The sequence below is a fragment of the Martelella sp. AD-3 genome, from assembly GCF_001578105.1.
Classification (GTDB): Bacteria; Pseudomonadota; Alphaproteobacteria; order Rhizobiales; family Rhizobiaceae; genus Martelella.
This window is the reverse complement of record NZ_CP014275.1, coordinates 1246226-1264092: the sequence shown is the minus strand read 5'-3', so window position 1 is coordinate 1264092 and position 17867 is coordinate 1246226. Positions and strand designations below refer to the sequence as shown.

Below are 17867 nucleotides of genomic sequence, written 5' to 3'. Positions count from 1 at the left end.
ACTTTCGTCTGACCCTTCTATATTGGGTCTCAATCACAGATACGGCAAGCCCAGCCACAATATCCGGTCGCGCAGGCGGTAGACGAAGGGACGGCTCCTCAGGGCCTTGCGCGTCACTTCCGTCGAACGGTCCCGCGCGGCAACGATCCGCGCCTCGATCTCGCCGGCAAAGCCCATGTCGAAGACCTCCATGTCCGTCTCGAAATTCAGCCTGAGCGAGCGCGAGTCCATGTTGGACGAGCCGAGATAGGACCATTTTCCGTCAACCGTCATCAGCTTGGAATGGTTGAAGGGGCCGTTGTCGCGCCAGATCCGGCAGCCGTTCTCGATGATCTCGTCGAACTGCGCCGTCATCGCCCGGTCGACGAGGCCGAGATTGTTCTGGCCCGGCACGATGATGTCGACCGTCACGCCGCGCCGCGCCGCCGTGGCAAGGGCCGAAACCAGGTCGCGATCCGGCAGGAAATAGGGCGACATGATCAGAACCCGGTCCTCGGCGACCGAGAGTGCGCCCATGATCATGTTGTTGTTGTTGGAGAGGTTCCGGTCCGGACCGGAGGGCACGACGCGGGCGATCAGCGGGCCTTCGTCGGACGACGTCTCGGCAATGTTCCAGGCCTCGCCATCGAGCGCCTCGTGCGTTTCGAAATACCAGTCGGCGGCGGCAACCGTGAAATAGTCGGCAACGGCCGCGCCCTTCAGCATGAAATGCGTATCCTGGGCGGCGTTCGGACCGGTAAAGGCCGCGCGGATATTCATGCCTCCGGCAAAGACGGTCTCGCCGTCGATGACGAGAATTTTCCGGTGGGTCCGGAGATTGGCATAGGGCAGCCGCAGCCTGAGCAGCACCGCGCCGTTGAAGGTGGCAACGCGGATGCCATGCGCGCGCAGAAGCTTGGTGATGCGCGGGCGCGAATAGCGCGCGCCGATGGAATCCACCAGGATACGCACCTCGACGCCGCGCTTGACCGCATTTGCGAGGCTCTTCACGAAGCGCCGGCCGATCGCGTCGCTGTCGAAGATGTAGGTTTCCAGCAGGATCGAACGCTCGGCCTTGTCGATCGCCTCGAGCATGGCCGCATAGGCCTCGTCGCCGGTTTCCAGCAGGCGCACCTTGTTGCCGGCGGTGGCGGGCAGGCCGGTCACGGTGTTGCCCAGCATCCACTGTCCGCCCATGCGCGGGCCGAGATCGGCCACCACGCGCTCGCGGTCGATCCTGTGCTTCTGCTCCTCGTGCGCCACGGCATCGGGAACGCTCTGCCGCTTGTCGCGCACCGACTGACGGCGCATGCGGTTGATGCCGGCAATGGCGTAGATCGCGGCCCCCAGGATCGGCGACAGCATGATCACGCCGACCCAGCCGATCGCGGCGCGCACCTCATCCTTGGTCATCGTGGCGTGGATCGCCGCCGTCGCGCCGAGGACAAAGGAGATCACCGCCAGAATATGCGGCCAGTAGTGTTCCAGAAAAACGTTCATCAAGGGCAATCCCGTTGGTTTGGCGCGTTCTGCCCGCCTTCTCGGCAGGGCCGGGGCTGACCTTATATCAGCAAGCTCTGAATTTCCTAACTGTCACCGGAAAGAAGCTTCGCTGCCGCGGCGCGCGCTTCCGCCGTCACCTTGGCGCCGGCGAGCATCCGGGCAATCTCCTCCTGCCGCTCTTCCGGCCCGATCACCGCGACACGGGTTGCCACCGTGTCATCCTTGCCCTTGCCGTTCCCGGACTTGGAAATCAGATAGTGCCCCTTGGCGCGCGCGGCCACCTGCGGCGCGTGCGTGACCGAGAGAACCTGAACATTTTCGGCCAACCGACGCAAGCGCTGGCCGATCGCATCGGCAACGGCGCCGCCCACGCCGGTGTCGATTTCGTCGAACACAAGCGTCGGCGCGGAGCCCTTGTCGGCAAGCGCCACCTTGAGCGCAAGCAGGAAACGGGAGAGTTCGCCGCCGGAGGCCACTTTCATGATCGGCCCCGGCCGCGTTCCGGGATTGGTCTGCACCTCGAAGGACACCGTGTCGATGCCTTCGGGCCCGGCGCCGCCATCATCGCTTGTGACCACCGCGGCAAAGCGCGCGCGCTCCAGCTTCAGCGCCGGCAATTCGGCCATGACGGCGGCGGAAAGCTGCTCGGCGGCCATATTGCGGCTCGCGGAAAGCGCCTTCGCCTTCTCGAAAAAGGCCCTTTCCGCAGCCTCGGCCTCGGCGGTGAGCGCCTGAAGCCGCGCCTCCCCCGCATCCAGTTCCTCAAGATCACCGACCATGCGTTCGGCAAGGGCGGGCAGTTCGGTCACCGGCACATTGTATTTGCGCGCGGCGCCTCTGAGCGCAAACAGCCGCTCCTCGACGCGCTCAAGCTCCTGCGGATCGAAGGCGGCGCGCTCCAGCGCGGCCTCCACCTCCATTTGCGCATTGGAAAGCTGTTCAAGCGCCGAATCGAGCAGGTTGACCGTGCTCTCGAGCAGGCCCGGCGCCTCGTGCGACTTGCGCTCCAGCCGGCGCACCAGCGAGGCGATCATCGGCACGGGCGAGGCATTGCCGTTCAGGAACTCGAGCGCCTCGGAAATATCGCCGGCGATCCGCTCCGACTTCATCATCGTCGCGCGCCGTTCGGCCAGTTCGTCCTCCTCGCCGTCCACCGGGGAGAGCGCCTGCAACTCCTCAACCGATGCGCGCAGGAAATCGGCCTCGCGCTCGGCCTCCTCGATCTGGGCGCGGTGTTTCTTCAATCGCCGCTCGGCATCGCGCCAGACGCGGTGGAGCCCGGCCACGGCCTCGACGTCGCCGGAAAGGCCGCCGAAAGCGTCGAGAAGGCGACGATGCCCGTCCGTGTCGATCAGCGCGCGCTCGTCATGCTGCCCATGGATTTCGACGAGGAGCCGCCCGGCCTGCCGCATCAGCTGAACGCTCACCGACTGGTCGTTGATGAAGGCGCGGGTGCGCCCGTCGGCGGACTGCATCCGCCGGAAGATCAGATCGCCTTCGTCATCGAGATCATTGTCGCGCAGGAGCAGGCGCACGGGGTGGTCCATGCCCACATCGAACACGGCGATCACCTGGCCGCTCTCCTGGCCGTGACGCACGAGCGCACCGTCGCCGCGCGCGCCGAGCGCGAGCGAGAGGCTGTCGAGCAGGATGGATTTGCCGGCGCCGGTCTCCCCTGTCAGAACCGAAAGACCGCCGCCGAGATCAAGTTCCAGCCGCTCGATCAAAACGATGTCTCGAATGGAAAGCTGGACTAGCATTGTTGTGTTCGCGCCCTGGCGAAAAGCGGGTTAGCTGGGTGTCGCGCTGGAAACAGACGAGCCGCGCCCGGCCGATTTCGGCTCAAGCCCCTGCTTGTTCAGCAGGTTATAGGCACGCTGGTACCAGACGCTGTCGGGATAGTTGTGGCCGAGAACCCAGGCGGCATTCTGGGCTTCCGGGATCACGCCCATGGCGTAATAGGCCTCGACCAGCCGCTCCAGCGCTTCCTCGATCTGGTTGGTATCGGAATAATTGTTCACGACCGCATTGAACCGGGAAATCGCGGCGACATAGTCCTTGCGCTCCAGATAATAACGGCCGACCTGCATGTCCTTGCCGGCGAGCTGGTCGCGGGCATAACGGATCTTGGCGCGGGCGTCGGTCACATATTCGGAGTCCGGATAGTTGTCGATCACCTTCTGCATCGCCTCGATCGTCCGTTCCGAAATCGCCTGGTCCTGCGTCACGTCGACGATTTCCTTGGAATAGGAAAGGCCGACCAGATACTGGGCATAGGCCGCGTCCTTGGAGTTCGGATAGAGCGACAGGTAACGCTTGCCCGAGGTAACGGCCGCCTCGTATTTGCGCGATCGATACTGCAGGTAGGTCTGCATGATCAGCGCCTGACGGGCGTAGTCGGAAAGCGGGTTCTGGTCCTGGATGGACTTGAGTTTCCTCAGCGCCTCGCTGACCTTGCCGGCGTTGATATTGGCGAGCGCCTCGTCATAAAGCTGCTGCGGCGGATCGGCCTCATACTGCAGCGTGGTGATGTCGACGTCCTTGTCGCGGGAGCATCCGGCCAACAACACGCTTGCACTGAGAACGATGGCAACCGGAAGCGCGGCCGCGCGAAACGCTCCGACATTGGTTTTCTTCTTTATACCAGCCATTCTTCGAGCCTCATTTGCAGCGTCTGTGGATCGCATTTCAAAGTCGAAGGACGTTTTACGCATATCCCGCAGGCAAGAGCAATCTCACCTCGCCGAAAATCCGATAAATTTCTGCGGAGGAGCCGCAGCCCTGACGTGTGTCGCGCGTCAACCAAAACCCGTTCTGGATGCACCCCCGTCAGCATCGGCCATGAAAAAGCCGGCGCTCCGAAGAGCCGCCGGCATTGATGTGCAACGACCCGCTCCGGTTCAGGAAACCGGGCCGGCGGCAACCACGTCTTCCTGGCGCAGCCGGAACGGCAGGGCGCCGCGCGGAGAAACGATGACGCAGGCGCCGGGCGTTTCGAAAAGCTTGCGCACGGCCGCCGCGTTCAGCGCATGTCCGCCGCGATAGGACCGGAAACTGCCGGCAAAGCGCATGCCCATCATCGCAAGGTCGCCGACGGCGTCCAGCGTCTTGTGGCGCACGAATTCCTGCTCGTAGCGCAGGCCCTCGGGATTGATCACGCGGTTATCGTCGGAGATCACCACCGAGTTTTCCAGCGAGGAACCGAGCGCGAAGCCGCGGGCCCACATCGGCTCGACATCGCGCATGAAACCGAAGGTCCGCGCGCCCGACAGTTCCTTGCGGAAGGTCGCCGCGCTCATGTCGCCGGCCCATTTCTGGCGGCCGATCACCGGCGTGTCGAAATCGATCTCGACCTCGAATCGCGTGCCGTCATAGGGCGTGAACTCGGCCCAGCCGGCGCCGTTTTCCACGCGCACGGTCTTGGTCACCTTGAGGTAGCTGCGCTTTTCGGGAAGCGTGACGATGCCGACCTCGTCCAGAGCCTTGACGAAAACCCGCGAACTGCCGTCCATGATCGGCATTTCTCCGCCTTCGACGGCAACCACAAGATTGTCCACGCCGAAGGCATAGAGCGCGGCCATCACATGCTCGATCGTCGCGATCCATTCGCCGGGATGCTCGCCGAGCACGGTGCAGAGCGCCGTCGGCCCGACATTGTCGGAAACGGCCTGGAACGCGGATATGCGCCTGCCGCCGGCATAGCGCTCAAAAACGATGCCGTGATCGGCTTCCGCCGGCTGCAGCGTGATCGTCGCCGGCTTGCCCGAGTGCACACCGATCCCCGAAATCCGGACGGATTTGGCTACCGTTGTCTGCAAACCGAAAAATCCTGACGACATAGTCACGCCCTTATTTCAAAATCTACTCAAAAATACCTGGCTGCGATGCCCTGACGGGGGACCGGCAAAGATGCGCGCTGCGCCCGATTCAGGCGCTTGGCATGTAATTACGCACTGGCCTCGCCGAATCCAAATCACTGTTTCTTTCCGTATGTTACGAAAGGCGAAAAAACCCGGCCGCCAGAGGCGACCGGGCTCACTTCGCGAGAAGGTTTTCGAAAAAACGGTTAGCGCTTCCCTAATGCGGGAAGCGGCAGGACCGTGGCGGATCAGTTCGCCTGGCGACGCAGGAAGGCGGGAATATCGAACTGATCGTCATCCTGGCGGGCGGCGGGCTGCTCCTGAGCACGACGCGGCGCGTAAGGATTGTTTTGCTGAGGCTGCTGCGGCGCCTGCTGGCGGGGCGCCGGCTGCTGCTCGTGGTGCCCCTCGAAGCTTTCATCGCCGCGGCCGAGCGTGTTCGACAGGCGCTTGAACAGGCCCTTCGGGCCGCGCTCTTCATGCTCCTGGCGACGGCTGGCGCTCATTTCCGGCTGAACCACCGGCGGAAAGTCGGCGACTTCCGGCATGCGGCGCGGCTCGGCGGCCTGCTGGCGCGGAGCCTGTTGCGGGGCCGGAGCCGGCTGGCTCGGGGCCTGCTGGCGCGGCGCCTGGTGCTGCGGCTCGGCAGCGAAGATCTGGCTCTTCGGCTGCATGTTCACGCTCGGCTGCTGCGGCTTCTGCTGTGGCGCGCGGGAGACGGCCATCTGCAGCTCGCGTTCCATTTCGGCTTCGGCCGAACGGATGGTCTCCGCGATCGGGTCAACCGCGCGCGGCTGCGGGGCCGGCTGCGGAGCAGCCTGCTGCGGCGCCTGGCTGAAGGTCTGGCCGCCATTGTTCTGGCCGCCATTGGTGCTGCGGATTTCCGGACGGGCCTCGCGGCGCGGCTCCGGGACATCCTCATAGCCTTCGGCCATGGACCGGTCGATGCCGGTGGCAACGACGGAGACGCGGATGATGCCTTCCAGTTCCTCGTCGAAGGTGGCGCCGAGGATGATGTTGGCGTCCGGATCGACTTCTTCGCGGATACGCGTCGCGGCTTCGTCGACCTCGAACAGCGTCAGGTCGCGACCGCCGGTGATCGAGATCAGGAGACCCTGCGCCCCGCGCATCGAGGTTTCGTCGAGCAGCGGGTTGGCGATCGCGGCTTCGGCGGCCTGCATGGCGCGGCCTTCGCCGGATGCCTCGCCCGTGCCCATCATGGCGCGGCCCATCTCGCGCATCACCGAACGGACGTCGGCGAAGTCGAGGTTGATCAGGCCTTCCTTGACCATCAGGTCGGTGATGCAGGCAACGCCGGAATAGAGCACCTGGTCGGCCATGGCGAAGGCGTCCGCGAAGGTCGTCTTGTCATTGGCGATCCGGAACAGGTTCTGGTTCGGAATGACGATCAGCGTGTCGACCGATTTCTGCAGTTCCTCGATGCCCGCATCGGCAAGACGCATGCGGCGCTGGCCTTCGAACTGGAACGGCTTGGTGACGACGCCGACGGTGAGGATGCCCTTGTTGCGGGCGGCCTGGGCCACGATCGGCGCGGCGCCCGTGCCGGTTCCGCCGCCCATGCCGGCGGTGACGAAGCACATATGGGTGTTGTTGAGGTGATCGATGATCTCATCGATGCACTCTTCGGCAGCGGCCCGGCCGACTTCCGGCTGGGAGCCCGCGCCGAGACCTTCGGTGACGCCGACGCCGAGCTGGATGACCCGTTCGGCCTTGGTCATGGTCAGCGCCTGGGCATCAGTGTTGGCGACAACGAAGTCGACTCCCTGGAGGCCGGCCGTGATCATGTTGTTGACGGCGTTGCCGCCGCCGCCGCCGACACCGAAAACGGTGATGCGCGGCTTCAGTTCGGTAATATCTGGCTTTTGAAGCGTAATCGTCATTTGGTTTCGTTCCTTCTCGCTATGGCCGCACCGCCAAGCCGGCCAATCTCTTGGTGTTCTTTAAAAACTTTCCCTGAACCACTGGCCGACGCGTGATAGGCGTCCGCCTCCCGATGGCAGAAAACCCCGCTGTTCGCCGCCATAGGTCTCGCTTTCCGCAAGCTGCGGATAGATCAACAGTCCCGCTGCCGTGGCAAAGGACGGACCCTTGGCCGGAAGCGGCAGACCGGAAACGCCCATCGGACGGCCGATCCTGACATTGCGGCTCAAGATGCGCCGCGCGAGTTCGCACAGGCCGATCAGCTGGCTTGCGCCGCCGGTCAGCACCACCCGCTTTCCGACGACCGCCGAATAGCCTGAAAGCTGGATGCGGTCGCGGATCAGTTCGAGCGTTTCCTCCACCCGAGCCCGGACGATCTTCGACAGCAGCGCCTTGGAAATCTGGCGTGGTTGGTCATGGTCGTCATGGCCGATCGAAGGCACCGCGATCATCTCGCGTTCGTCCGCGCTCGAGGCGAGCGTCGAGCCGTGAACGCATTTCAGCCGCTCGGCATCTTCCAGGCGGGTGGACAGGCCGCGCGCCAGATCGGTGGTTACATGATGCCCCCCGAGACTGATCGCGTCGGTATGCACCAGCCGGCCTTCGGAAAAGACCGAAATCGTCGTCGTGCCGGCGCCCATGTCGATCGCCGCGCAGCCGAGTTCGACCTCGTCGTCGACAAGGGCTGCAAGTCCGCTGGCATAGGGTGTGGCCACCATGCGCTCCACCGAAAGATGGGCGCGGTTGACGCAGAGTTCGAGATTGCGCAGCGCCAGCCGCTCGGCCGTGACCACATGCAGGTCGACGCCGAGCGTCTCGCCATACATGCCAAGCGGATCGCGGATGCCGCGCTCGCCGTCGAGCGTGAAGCCGGCCGGCAGCGAATGCAGCACCTGGCGCTCGTCGTTGATCGAGCGGCGCGAGACGGCCGACAGCACCCGGCGCAGGTCCGAGGCATCGACATCCTGGCCGCCGAGATCGATCGCCGCCGTATAGGTATCGCTCTTGATGCGACCGGCCGAGACGTTGACGATCAGGCTGTCTATCGTGATGCCGGCCATGCTTTCGGCCGCATCCACTGCCTGGCGGATCACATGCTCGGCCGCATCGAGATTGACGATGACGCCGCTCTTGATGCCCTGCGAACGCTGATGGCCGATGCCGATGATCTCGATATTGTGGGTGCGCCCCGGGAGGATCTGGCTTTCGGCGCGCGGGGTCAGCCGCGCGATCATGCAGACGATCTTCGACGAGCCGATATCGAGCACGCTGACGATATGCGTCTTCTTCGCGGAAAGGGGTTTTGCCCGGCCGAAGCCGGCGCCGCCGAACAGGCTCACAGGCGCCTCCCCTTGTTCTTGATTGTCTTTTCGAGCGCCTCCGTTGCCGCCTGCCGCCGCTCCATGGCTTCGGGCGTCAGCTGTATGGCGATCCGGTCCTCAAGCCTGAGATCGACGGCGGCGATCTCGCGCTCCAGGATCGACCGGCTCTCTTCAAGGCTCTTGAGACGCCCGAGCGCGGTTTCCGTTTCCTGCTGCGGCAGTTTCACGATCATGCCGTTGTCGAGATAGAGGTCCCAGCGGCGGCCGTCGACGCGCTTGTAGGCGCGCACGCGCTCGGAAAGCGCCGGCCAGCCTTCGAGCAGGCCGTCGATGTCGGCGGCGGCGAAATTGCCGCCCTGGCCGAGAACCAGGGGAAGCCGGCGAAACTTCGGCGCGCTGAGCGGGCCGATGACATTGCCGTTCTGCTCGATCATCAGCGTCCGGCCGTCTTCCTGCTGCCAGAGCGCGTAAGGTTCGCGTTCGGTCAGCGTGATCTTCAGCGTCGAGGGATAGATCTTGCGCACATCGGCTTCCGCCACCCAGGGCAGGTTCAGAAGCTGCCCGCGCGCCAACTGGACGTCGATGCCCCGCAGCGAATAGGCGCCTTCGAGACCGAGGCTTTGCAGGATGGCGATTTCGGAGGTCTGCTCATTGCCGGAGATCTCGATATCCTCGACCGCAAAGCCGGCAATCTGGAAGGCCGCGCGGCGCACGAGATCGCCCTTGTCGGCAACGGCTATCGCATTCGCGCCGACGGCAACGAAGAAGACGAGCGCAGCGAGGCTTCCCGCATGGCGCGGCACGGGCGTGCGGCCGGTGAGAAGGCCGGCGGAAACGCGCACCACGCGCCTGACGGGACGCGGCAGGACGCCGCTCCGTCCGACGGGTTCGCTGCGGCCGTTCTCGGCCGTATCGCCCTTTTTCGCCTTCATCGCAAACACGAAGCGTCCTCCACCATCCACCGGAGAAATGCACCAAAATCATAGCCGGCATCGGCAGCCATCTCGGGTACCAGCGAAGTTTCGGTCATCCCGGGCTGGGTGTTCACCTCCAGCCAGATGATGCCATCCTCACCCAGCGTCTCGTCGAAACGGAAGTCCGAACGGGAAACGCCGCGGCACCCGATTGCCTGATGCGCCTGAACGGCCAATGATTGAATCTTTTGGTAAATATTCGGTTTAATTTCCGCGGGCAGAATGTGTTTCGATCCGCCGGGCCGATATTTCGCGTCGAAATCGTAGAATTTCTGGCCGACGGGAACGATTTCGGTCACGCACAGCGCCGTGCCGTCCATCACGCCGCAGGTGAATTCGCGGCCCTTGATGAAGCGCTCGACCATGATCTTCTCGCCGAAGGTCCACTCGTTGGACGAGATCGACTGCGGCGGGTTTGCCTGGTCCTCGTCGACGATCAGGACGCCGAAGGACGAGCCCTCGTTGATCGGCTTCAGCACATAGGGCGGCGCCATCGGATGGGTATTGCCGATCTCGCCGCGCTGAAGAAGGAGGCTTTCGGCGACCGGAACGCCGCAGGCGGACGCCACGCGCTTGGCCTGGGCCTTGTCCATGGCGAGCGCCGATGCCAGCACGCCGGAATGGGTATAGGGGATCTCAAGATATTCGAGGATGCCCTGGACCTTTCCGTCCTCGCCGAAGGGTCCGTGCAGCGCATTGAAGGCGACATCGGGCTTCATCTCGGAAAGCACGGTGGCAACGTCGCGGGTCACATCGATCCGGCTGACGCGGAAGCCTTCGGCTTCCAGCGCATCGGCGCAGGACTTTCCCGACGCCAGGCTGACCTGACGCTCGGAGGAAAACCCGCCCATTAATACAGCCACATGTCCGGAACTCATACCCGTCCCCGCCTTTGCCGGCAAACGCCGGACCAACACCTGGAATACCGCTTTTTTGAGGAAAGCGTTTCTTGTCCCCATTAGTGAAGGAGGATGGTTAATGAAGCGTTTACTTTGGTTAACCGGACGAGAAAAAGCTGTTCCGGCTGAGGCTTTTAGCCCCGCCTGACAGCGCTAACGCCCCGCGGAAAGGCCAGTGCGGCGCAGAGCTTCAGTCCAGTTCCTGGGGGACGAATTCATAGACATCGCGGCCGGCAAGGAAGCGTCCGATGCGCCGGATTTCCCATTCCAGCAGAATGCCGGAGTGGTTGTAGACGCGTTCGCGCACGGTCTCGCCGAGATATTCCAGATCGTGGGCAGACGCATTACCGCGATTGATCATGAAATTGCAGTGCATCGGCGACATCTGCGCGCCGCCGATCATCAGCCCGCGGCAGCCGGCCTCGTCGATCAGGCGCCAGGCGGACTGACCGTCGGGATTCTTGAAGGTCGAGCCGCCGGTCTTCTCCTGCACCGGCTGAGCGGTCTCGCGGTGGGCACGCACCGTCTCCATCTCGTCGCGAATCGCCGACCGCTCCCGGGCAAAGCCCTCGAGCAGCGCGCCGGTGAAGATCACGCCCTTCGGCACGGCGGCGGAGCGATAGTCATAGCGCATGGCCTCGCGCGGGATCGTCACTTTCTTGCCGCTGCGGTCCAGACCATAGATCTCCACCACGCGATCGGAAATCTCCGAGCCATGGGCGCCGGCATTCATCGCCAGCGCGCCGCCGAGCGAGCCGGGAATGCCGTACATGAAGGAAAAGCCGCCGATCCCCTGGTCCATGGCGAAACCGGCGATATGCTTGTCCGGCGAGATAGCGCCGGCGATGATCCGGTTTTCACCCGCCATTTCCTGTCCGCCAAAGCCCTTCGCCGAAAGGCGGACAACGGCGCCGGAAATGCCGCCGTCGCGCACCAGAAGGTTCGAGCCGACGCCGATGACACAAAGCGGCACATCCTCGGGCAGCGCCTGAAGAAACAGCCTCAGATCATCCTCGTCGAGCGGCTGGAACAGAAGTTCGGCCGGGCCGCCGGCACGCAACCAGGTCACCCGCTCCATCGCCGTATTGGGCACGAGCCGGCCCCGCAGCTCGGTCGCGGCCTTGCCGAGCCGCTCTATCAGTCCTTTGCCGTCAAGCATGGATCCGCTCCATCACGCCGTTTCTTCGAGCGCGAGCGGCAGGCGCGCGGCCCACTGGGTGATGCTGCCGGCGCCGAGCATGACGACGAAATCGCCCGGTTCGGCGACGCCGGCGATGCGTGCCGCCAATTCTTCCTCGGCGGCGAGATAGCGCGCGTCGCGGTGACCGGCGGCCCTGATGCCGGCAGCGAGCGTTTCGCCGTCATAGCCTTCGCGCGGGTCTTCGCCCGCCGCATAGACGGGGGCGATGAACACCGTGTCGGCATCGTTGAAGCAATTGGTGAAATCCTCGAACAGGCTTTCCAGCCGCGAATAGCGGTGCGGCTGGTGGATGGCGATGATCCGGCCGTTGCAGGCCTCGCGCGCGGCGCGCAGGACGGAGCGGATTTCGACGGGGTGATGGCCGTAATCATCGAAAATCTGCACATCGTTCCAGGTGCCGACAAGCGTGAACCGCCGCTTGACGCCGCCAAAGGCCGCAAGCCCCTTGCGGATGTCCGCCTCGGAGATATGCAACCTGTCGGCAACGGCGATCGCGGCCGTCGCATTGGAGACATTGTGGCGGCCCGGCATCGGCAGGGCCAGGTTCTCGAGCTTCACCGAAGGCCGGCGGCGGCGGCGGATATCGACGTCGAAGATCGTGTGGATGCCTTCATTGCGGATATTGGAGAAGCGCACATCGGCCTGGCGGTTCTCGCCATAGGTAACGATGCGCCGGTCTTCGATCTGGCCGACAAGCGACTGTACCTCCGGATGGTCGAGGCACAGCACGCCGCAGCCGTAGAACGGCACGTTCTCCACGAACTGGCGGAAAGCGGCGCGCACGCCGTCAAACGTGCCGTAATGGTCGAGATGTTCCGGATCGATATTGGTGACGACGGCGATTTCGGCCGGCAGTTTCAGGAAGGTGCCGTCGGATTCATCCGCCTCGACCACCATCCATTCCCCCTCGCCCATGCGTGCATTGGTGCCATAGGCATTGATGATGCCGCCGTTGATGACCGTCGGATCGAGATTGCCGGCGTCAAGCAGGGCGGCAACCATCGAGGTCGTCGTGGTCTTGCCGTGGGTGCCGCCAATGGCGATCGCGTCACGAAAGCGCATCAGTTCCGCCAGCATCTCGGCGCGGCGAACCACCGGCAGGTGTTTTTCGCGCGCGGCGACGAGTTCCGGATTGGCGCGCTTGATCGCCGAGGAAACGACAACCACTTCCGCGTCGCCCAGATTCTCGGGCCGGTGGCCGATGGAAACGGCAATGCCCTTCCCGCGCAGCCGCGTCACATTGGCGCTTTCGGCCTGGTCGGACCCCTGAACCCGATAGCCGAGGTTCTTGAGAACCTCGGCGATGCCGCTCATGCCGATACCACCGATGCCGACAAAATGAACGACACCGATCGCCTGTGGCATTTTCATCTTTCCGTTCCTTCAATCTTTCTGCCCGACGCCAGAGCCTCAGCCATATCGGCGAGCCGTTCCGTCGCGTCGGGTTTGCCTGCATCCTTTGCCGCGAGCGCCGCGGCAGTCAGTTTCTCCGGATCATTCACCGCTTCGGTTAACAATTCCGAAAAACGCTCGCCCGTCAACGCGGACTGGCGCACGACCTCAGCGCCTCCGTTCGCCGCAACCAGCGCCGCATTGGCCGCCTGGTCATGATCGAGCGCATGGGGATAGGGCACATAGATCGCCGGACGCCCGATAACGGAGAGTTCCGACACCGTCGAGGCGCCGGAGCGGCAGACGACGAGATGGGCCTCTGCGATCCGCCGTGCCATGTCGGAGAAGAAGGGCGAGATGTCCGCCGGAATGCCGAGTTCGGCAAAGCGCGCGGTCACGGCATCGACGTCTTCCGGCCGCGCCTGCTGCGTGACGCGGAACAGGGCTCGCATCTCGGGCGAAAGGCGGGCAAGCGCATCGGGAACGGCATCGGCAAAGAAATGGGCCCCCTGGCTGCCGCCGAAGACAAGGAGGTTGAAGGGCGCGTCCGCCGTCCGCTCGCCATAGGTGGTCTTCGCCGCCTCCAGAACGGCAGGCCGTACCGGATTGCCCGTCTGAAATATCTTTGCGCCGAGCGGCTCGCCCTCGCCCGTCAGGAAACCGCCGGCAATGGCGTTGACGCGCGGGGCCAGCATCTTGTTGGCGCGCCCCATCACCGCATTCTGCTCATGCAGCATGGACGGAATGCCGCTGGCCGCTGCCGCATAGAGCGGAGGCACCGTCGGATAGCCGCCGAAGCCGATCACCGCGGCAGGCCTGAACGCCGCAAACAGCGACCGCGCCACGCGCGAGCCCTTGAACAGTGTGAAGCCGGCCCGGATGATCGAGATCGGGTTCTTCGAGCCGATCGTGGCCGAAGGCACGATGTGGATCCTTTCCGCCGGAAAGCTTCCCGAATAGCGCTCGGCGCGGCTATCCGTCACCAGATGGACGGTGTGGCCCCGGCGGATCAGTTCATGCGCCAGGGCTTCCGCCGGAAAAACATGTCCGCCGGTCCCGCCGGCGGCGAGGAAGAAGAGCTTGCTTTCCATGGTAAAACCTATTCCGCCGGTACGCCGCGCGATCGGCCCGGCTGAAAGAAGTGGTCCTGTCGGGCGCGCTTTTCCGGCCGGTGGCGCGTCAACGCCAAAATAAAGCCCGCGCCGACGCAGGTTGCGATCATCGACGAGCCCCCGGCCGAGATCAGCGGCAGGGTCATGCCCTTGGCCGGCATCAGCTGCAGCGCAACGCCGATATTGATGATCGACTGCATGCCGATCTGCAGAACGAGGCCGGCAACGGCGAAACGGGCAAAATCATCGCGCTCGCGATAGGCGTGTGTGAGCCCGCGCAGCACGATGAAGGCGAAGATCGCGACGATGAACATGCAGAAGAGAATGCCGAATTCCTCCGCCGCGACGGAGAAGACGAAGTCCGTATGGCTGTCGGGCAGGCGGCGCTTGACGATGCCCTCGCCCGGCCCGAGACCGAAAAGCCCGCCCTGCTGGATAGCCTTGGCGGCAAGCTCGACCTGGAGATTGTCGCCCTCGCCTGTCAGGAACCGGTCGATACGCGAGGTCACGTGCGGCAGCCAGGCATAGGCCGCGAGAAAACCGGCAACGCCCGCGCCCGCGAGCCCGGCAATCCAGAGCCACGACATGCCGGCCATGAAGAAAATGCCGCCCCAGACGATGCCCAGAAGCACGGTCTGGCCGAAGTCCGGCTGGGCGATCAGGAGCACGGCGGAAATGATGAACAGCAGTCCGGCAAAGAGATTGCCCGGTATCTCCGGATAGCGGTGGTGCTCGGCAAACAGCCAGGCGCAGACCACGGCGAAGGCAGGCTTGAGGAATTCCGACGGCTGCAGCGAAAAGCCGGCCAGCACGATCCACCGTCTTGACCCGTTATTGGCCGTGCCGATGAAGAGCGTCGCGACCATCATCATCAGCGAACCGACCAGGATGATCACGGCGAGCCTTCGGATCATCCGCGGCGAACAGAAGGAAAGCCCGATCATCACGGCAAGCGAGGGCGCGAGGAAGATCGCGTGACGACGGACGAAGTGGAAACTGTCATAGCCGAGACGATCGGCAACGGCCGGCGATGCGGCGAAGGACAGCATGAAACCGATGCCCATCAGCGCGATGAAGGCCGCCAGCAGCCATCGGTCGATGGTCCAGAACCAGTCCGCGATCGGTCCGCGTTGGACGCGAGAGACCATGGCTTATTTCCCCCTGCCGCTGTCATCGGGCGGGCTCACGCCATCAAGCGCCATCACGGCGCTGACGAAGGCATCGCCCCGCTTTTCGAAACTTCCGAACTGGTCGAAACTGGCGCAGGCCGGCGACAGGAGAACGACCGGCGCCTCCCTGTCATCCGCCGCCGCGTCGCCCGCCGCATCGCGCACCGCCTGTTCCAGCGTGCCGGAAAGAACGATCTCGGTTCTGCCGGCAAGCGTTTCGGCGAAGGCTTCCGCCGCTTCTCCGATCAGATAGGACCTGGCAATCTTCGGAAAGAACATCTCGAGCGCGGCAATGCCGCCCTGTTTTGCCCGTCCGCCGGCGATCCAGTAGATCGTGTCGAAGGTTTTCAGCGCGGGCGCCGCCGCTTCCGCATTGGTCGCCTTGGAGTCATTGACGAACAGCACCTTGCCGCGCCGCGCGATCGGCTGCATGCGATGGGCAAGCCCCTTGAACGTGGCGATGCCTGCGCGGATTTCCGCATCCGAAAGCCCGACCGCACGGCAGGCGGCAATCGCCGCGGCGACGTTCTGGCCGTTATGGGCCCCGCGCAAAACCGTATGACCGGAAAGATCGACAACCACGCGGCCATCCTCGGCCGCGACAATGGCCCGCCCGTCAAAGGCAAGACCCGCCTCGACATGGGTGATATCCGCCGAAACGGGGACCACGGCGTGGCCTTCATCGCGCAGGCGGCGGGCTATCGCGCGGCAAAAGTCGTCGTCGGCGCCGATGACGGCGGTTTTCGCGCCTGCCACCAGCCGCGCCTTGATGGCCGCATAGCGGTTCATGTCGCCATGACGGTCGAGATGATCCGGCGTCAGGTTCAGGAGGAGGCCGACATCTGCATCGAGCGTCGGCGAAAGATCGATCTGGTAGGAGGAGCATTCCACCACGTAGAACCGCTCGGGAGAAAGCGGCGCGAGGTCGAGCACGGCACGGCCGATATTGCCGCCAACCTCAGCATCGCGCCCGGCTTCCTTGAGGATGTGGCCGATCAGCGCCGTCGTCGTCGATTTGCCGTTGGTGCCGGTGATCGCGATCAGCCTGGCCTCGGGGCAAGTCGCGCGGCGCTCGCGGGCAAAAAGCTCCACATCGCCGATGATTTCGACGCCGGCGGCTCTCGCCAGTTCCACCGTCCAGTGCGGTTTGGGATGGGTAAGTGGCACGCCGGGCGCCAGAACCAGCGCGTCGAAGCTACCCCAGTCCGCCTCCCTCAGGTCAACCACGGCAATACCCGCTTCGGCCGCCGCCGCCCGGCTTTCCGCGCGGTCGTCATAGGCGACCACATCCGCGCCGCCCGTCACAAGCGCCTTCGCGCTCGCAAGGCCCGAGCCGCCGAGCCCGAAAAGGGCGACCTTCTTGCCGGAAAAGACGGAGACCGGGATCACGGATTATCTTCCTATCGAAGCTTCAGGGTCGAAAGGCCGATCAGGGCGAGGCCGAAGGAGATGATCCAGAAACGGATCACGACCTGGCTCTCGGTCCAGCCGAGCTTTTCGAAATGGTGGTGGATCGGCGCCATCAGGAAGACACGCTTGGCGGTCTTCTTGTAGACGGCGACCTGGATTATGACGGAGAGCGCCTCGAGCACGAAAAGGCCGCAGATGATCGCCATCACGATTTCATGCTTGGTGGCGACCGCGACGGAGCCGATCAGCCCGCCGAGCGCCAGCGAACCGGTATCGCCCATGAAGATCGCCGCAGGCGGGGCGTTGAACCATAAAAAACCCATGCAGGCGCCGATGACGGCGGAAAGCAGCACCACGAGTTCGCCCGTGCCCGGCACGTAATTGATCTGCAGATAGGTGGCGAAGACCGAATTGCCGACGACATAGGCGATCAGCGCGAAGGAGCCGGAGGCGATGATCACCGGCACGGTGGCAAGCCCGTCAAGGCCGTCGGTCAGGTTCACCGAATTTCCGGCGGCGACGATCACGAAGGCGCCGAAGGGGATGAAGAACCAGCCGAGATCGATGATCACGTCCTTGAAGAAGGGAAAGGTCAGCGCCGAGCCGAGCGTCGCGCCGTCGATCGTCGCCAGATTGGCGGCATACATCATGAAGGCGACGGCAACGCCGGCGATGATGAATTCGAAGAACAACCGCCGCCTGCCGGAAAAGCCCTTGTCGGACTGTTTGGTGACCTTGAGATAGTCGTCGTAAAAGCCGATCGCCCCGAAACCGAGCGTAACCAGCAGCGTGGCGACCACATAGGCGTTTGAAAGATCGGCCCACAACAACGCGGAACCGACAATGCCGGCGAGGATCATCAGTCCGCCCATGGTCGGCGTGCCGGCCTTCTTGAAATGCGTCTGCGGACCGTCTGCGCGGATCGGCTGGCCCTTTCCCTGCCTGATTCTGAGCGCGGCGATGATGCGCGGACCGAAGAGGAAGACGATCAGGGCCGAGGTAAAGACAGCAGCGCCGGAGCGGAAGGTGATATAGCGGAACAGATTGAAAAACTGGAACTTGTCGGACAGCTCCACAAGCCAAATCAGCATGAACGCCCCTTTCC

Annotated in this window: 14 protein-coding genes; all 14 read right to left on the bottom strand. The window is 64.0% G+C overall.

The features are described 5' to 3' along the window. Positions 1-33: 33 nt before the first annotated feature. The 14 genes from AZF01_RS05825 to mraY all read right to left on the bottom strand — a co-directional run bounded on the left by AZF01_RS05825 (position 34) and on the right by mraY (position 17853). On the bottom strand, positions 34-1479 hold the full coding sequence (locus AZF01_RS05825; RefSeq protein WP_024708056.1) for a phosphatidylserine/phosphatidylglycerophosphate/cardiolipin synthase family protein: 1446 nt from the start codon (positions 1477-1479) through the stop codon (positions 34-36). A gap of 86 nt (positions 1480-1565) precedes the next feature. Beyond that, positions 1566-3242, bottom strand: coding sequence for a DNA repair protein RecN (gene recN, locus AZF01_RS05820; protein WP_024708057.1), 1677 nt, complete (start codon positions 3240-3242; stop codon positions 1566-1568). Between the two features lie 30 nt (positions 3243-3272). Then, positions 3273-4133, bottom strand: coding sequence for an outer membrane protein assembly factor BamD (locus AZF01_RS05815; protein WP_024708058.1), 861 nt, complete (start codon positions 4131-4133; stop codon positions 3273-3275). Positions 4134-4382: 249 nt separating this feature from the next. Further along, entirely contained in the window at positions 4383-5321 is a 939-nt protein-coding gene (gene lpxC / locus AZF01_RS05810) for a UDP-3-O-acyl-N-acetylglucosamine deacetylase (RefSeq protein ID WP_024708059.1), read from the bottom strand. Positions 5322-5590: 269 nt separating this feature from the next. Further along, complete coding sequence (gene ftsZ, locus AZF01_RS05805) at positions 5591-7243, bottom strand: cell division protein FtsZ (protein ID WP_024708060.1); 1653 nt, start codon at positions 7241-7243, stop codon at positions 5591-5593. Positions 7244-7303: 60 nt separating this feature from the next. Then, on the bottom strand, positions 7304-8623 hold the full coding sequence (gene ftsA, locus AZF01_RS05800) for a cell division protein FtsA (protein WP_024708061.1): 1320 nt from the start codon (positions 8621-8623) through the stop codon (positions 7304-7306). Continuing rightward, on the bottom strand, positions 8620-9537 hold the full coding sequence (locus tag AZF01_RS05795) for a cell division protein FtsQ/DivIB (protein WP_024708062.1): 918 nt from the start codon (positions 9535-9537) through the stop codon (positions 8620-8622). The genes ftsA and AZF01_RS05795 overlap by 4 nt, the downstream gene beginning before the upstream one ends. Next, the gene (locus AZF01_RS05790) at positions 9534-10457 is read right to left on the bottom strand and encodes a D-alanine--D-alanine ligase (protein WP_024708063.1); all 924 of its coding nucleotides are present in this window, start codon (positions 10455-10457) and stop codon (positions 9534-9536) included. Before AZF01_RS05790 ends, AZF01_RS05795 begins: the two co-directional genes overlap by 4 nt. 211 nt (positions 10458-10668) lie before the next feature. Next, positions 10669-11637 carry a UDP-N-acetylmuramate dehydrogenase gene (gene murB / locus AZF01_RS05785; protein ID WP_024708064.1) on the bottom strand — a complete coding sequence of 323 codons (969 nt, stop codon included), beginning with the start codon at positions 11635-11637 and terminating at the stop codon, positions 10669-10671. Positions 11638-11649: 12 nt separating this feature from the next. Further along, on the bottom strand, positions 11650-13050 hold the full coding sequence (murC, locus tag AZF01_RS05780) for a UDP-N-acetylmuramate--L-alanine ligase (protein WP_024708065.1): 1401 nt from the start codon (positions 13048-13050) through the stop codon (positions 11650-11652). Then, the gene (gene murG / locus AZF01_RS05775) at positions 13047-14162 is read right to left on the bottom strand and encodes an undecaprenyldiphospho-muramoylpentapeptide beta-N-acetylglucosaminyltransferase (protein ID WP_024708066.1); all 1116 of its coding nucleotides are present in this window, start codon (positions 14160-14162) and stop codon (positions 13047-13049) included. The genes murC and murG overlap by 4 nt, the downstream gene beginning before the upstream one ends. A gap of 8 nt (positions 14163-14170) precedes the next feature. Then, positions 14171-15331 (bottom strand): putative lipid II flippase FtsW, encoded by a 1161-nt coding sequence (gene ftsW / locus AZF01_RS05770; protein WP_024708067.1) that lies wholly within the window; start codon positions 15329-15331, stop codon positions 14171-14173. Positions 15332-15334: 3 nt separating this feature from the next. After that, a complete protein-coding gene (gene murD / locus AZF01_RS05765; RefSeq protein WP_024708068.1) occupies positions 15335-16741 on the bottom strand; it encodes a UDP-N-acetylmuramoyl-L-alanine--D-glutamate ligase in 1407 nt (468 codons plus the stop codon). Positions 16742-16752: 11 nt separating this feature from the next. Next, positions 16753-17853, bottom strand: a complete 1101-nt coding sequence (gene mraY / locus AZF01_RS05760) for a phospho-N-acetylmuramoyl-pentapeptide-transferase (RefSeq protein ID WP_024708069.1) — start codon at positions 17851-17853, stop codon at positions 16753-16755. Between the last annotated feature and the right edge of the window lie 14 nt (positions 17854-17867).

What these genes read in the sequence shown, in the direction of transcription:
- AZF01_RS05825 (WP_024708056.1), bottom strand. Translation starts at nt 1,479, where the DNA reads ATGAACGTTTTTCTGGAACACTACTGGCCGCATATTCTGGCGGTGATC.
- recN (WP_024708057.1), bottom strand. Translation starts at nt 3,242, where the DNA reads ATGCTAGTCCAGCTTTCCATTCGAGACATCGTTTTGATCGAGCGGCTG.
- AZF01_RS05815 (WP_024708058.1), bottom strand. Translation starts at nt 4,133, where the DNA reads ATGGCTGGTATAAAGAAGAAAACCAATGTCGGAGCGTTTCGCGCGGCC.
- lpxC (WP_024708059.1), bottom strand. Translation starts at nt 5,321, where the DNA reads ATGTCGTCAGGATTTTTCGGTTTGCAGACAACGGTAGCCAAATCCGTC.
- ftsZ (WP_024708060.1), bottom strand. Translation starts at nt 7,243, where the DNA reads ATGACGATTACGCTTCAAAAGCCAGATATTACCGAACTGAAGCCGCGC.
- AZF01_RS05795 (WP_024708062.1), bottom strand. Translation starts at nt 9,537, where the DNA reads ATGAAGGCGAAAAAGGGCGATACGGCCGAGAACGGCCGCAGCGAACCC.
- AZF01_RS05790 (WP_024708063.1), bottom strand. Translation starts at nt 10,457, where the DNA reads ATGAGTTCCGGACATGTGGCTGTATTAATGGGCGGGTTTTCCTCCGAG.
- murB (WP_024708064.1), bottom strand. Translation starts at nt 11,637, where the DNA reads ATGCTTGACGGCAAAGGACTGATAGAGCGGCTCGGCAAGGCCGCGACC.
- murC (WP_024708065.1), bottom strand. Translation starts at nt 13,050, where the DNA reads ATGAAAATGCCACAGGCGATCGGTGTCGTTCATTTTGTCGGCATCGGT.
- murG (WP_024708066.1), bottom strand. Translation starts at nt 14,162, where the DNA reads ATGGAAAGCAAGCTCTTCTTCCTCGCCGCCGGCGGGACCGGCGGACAT.
- ftsW (WP_024708067.1), bottom strand. Translation starts at nt 15,331, where the DNA reads ATGGTCTCTCGCGTCCAACGCGGACCGATCGCGGACTGGTTCTGGACC.
- mraY (WP_024708069.1), bottom strand. Translation starts at nt 17,853, where the DNA reads ATGCTGATTTGGCTTGTGGAGCTGTCCGACAAGTTCCAGTTTTTCAAT.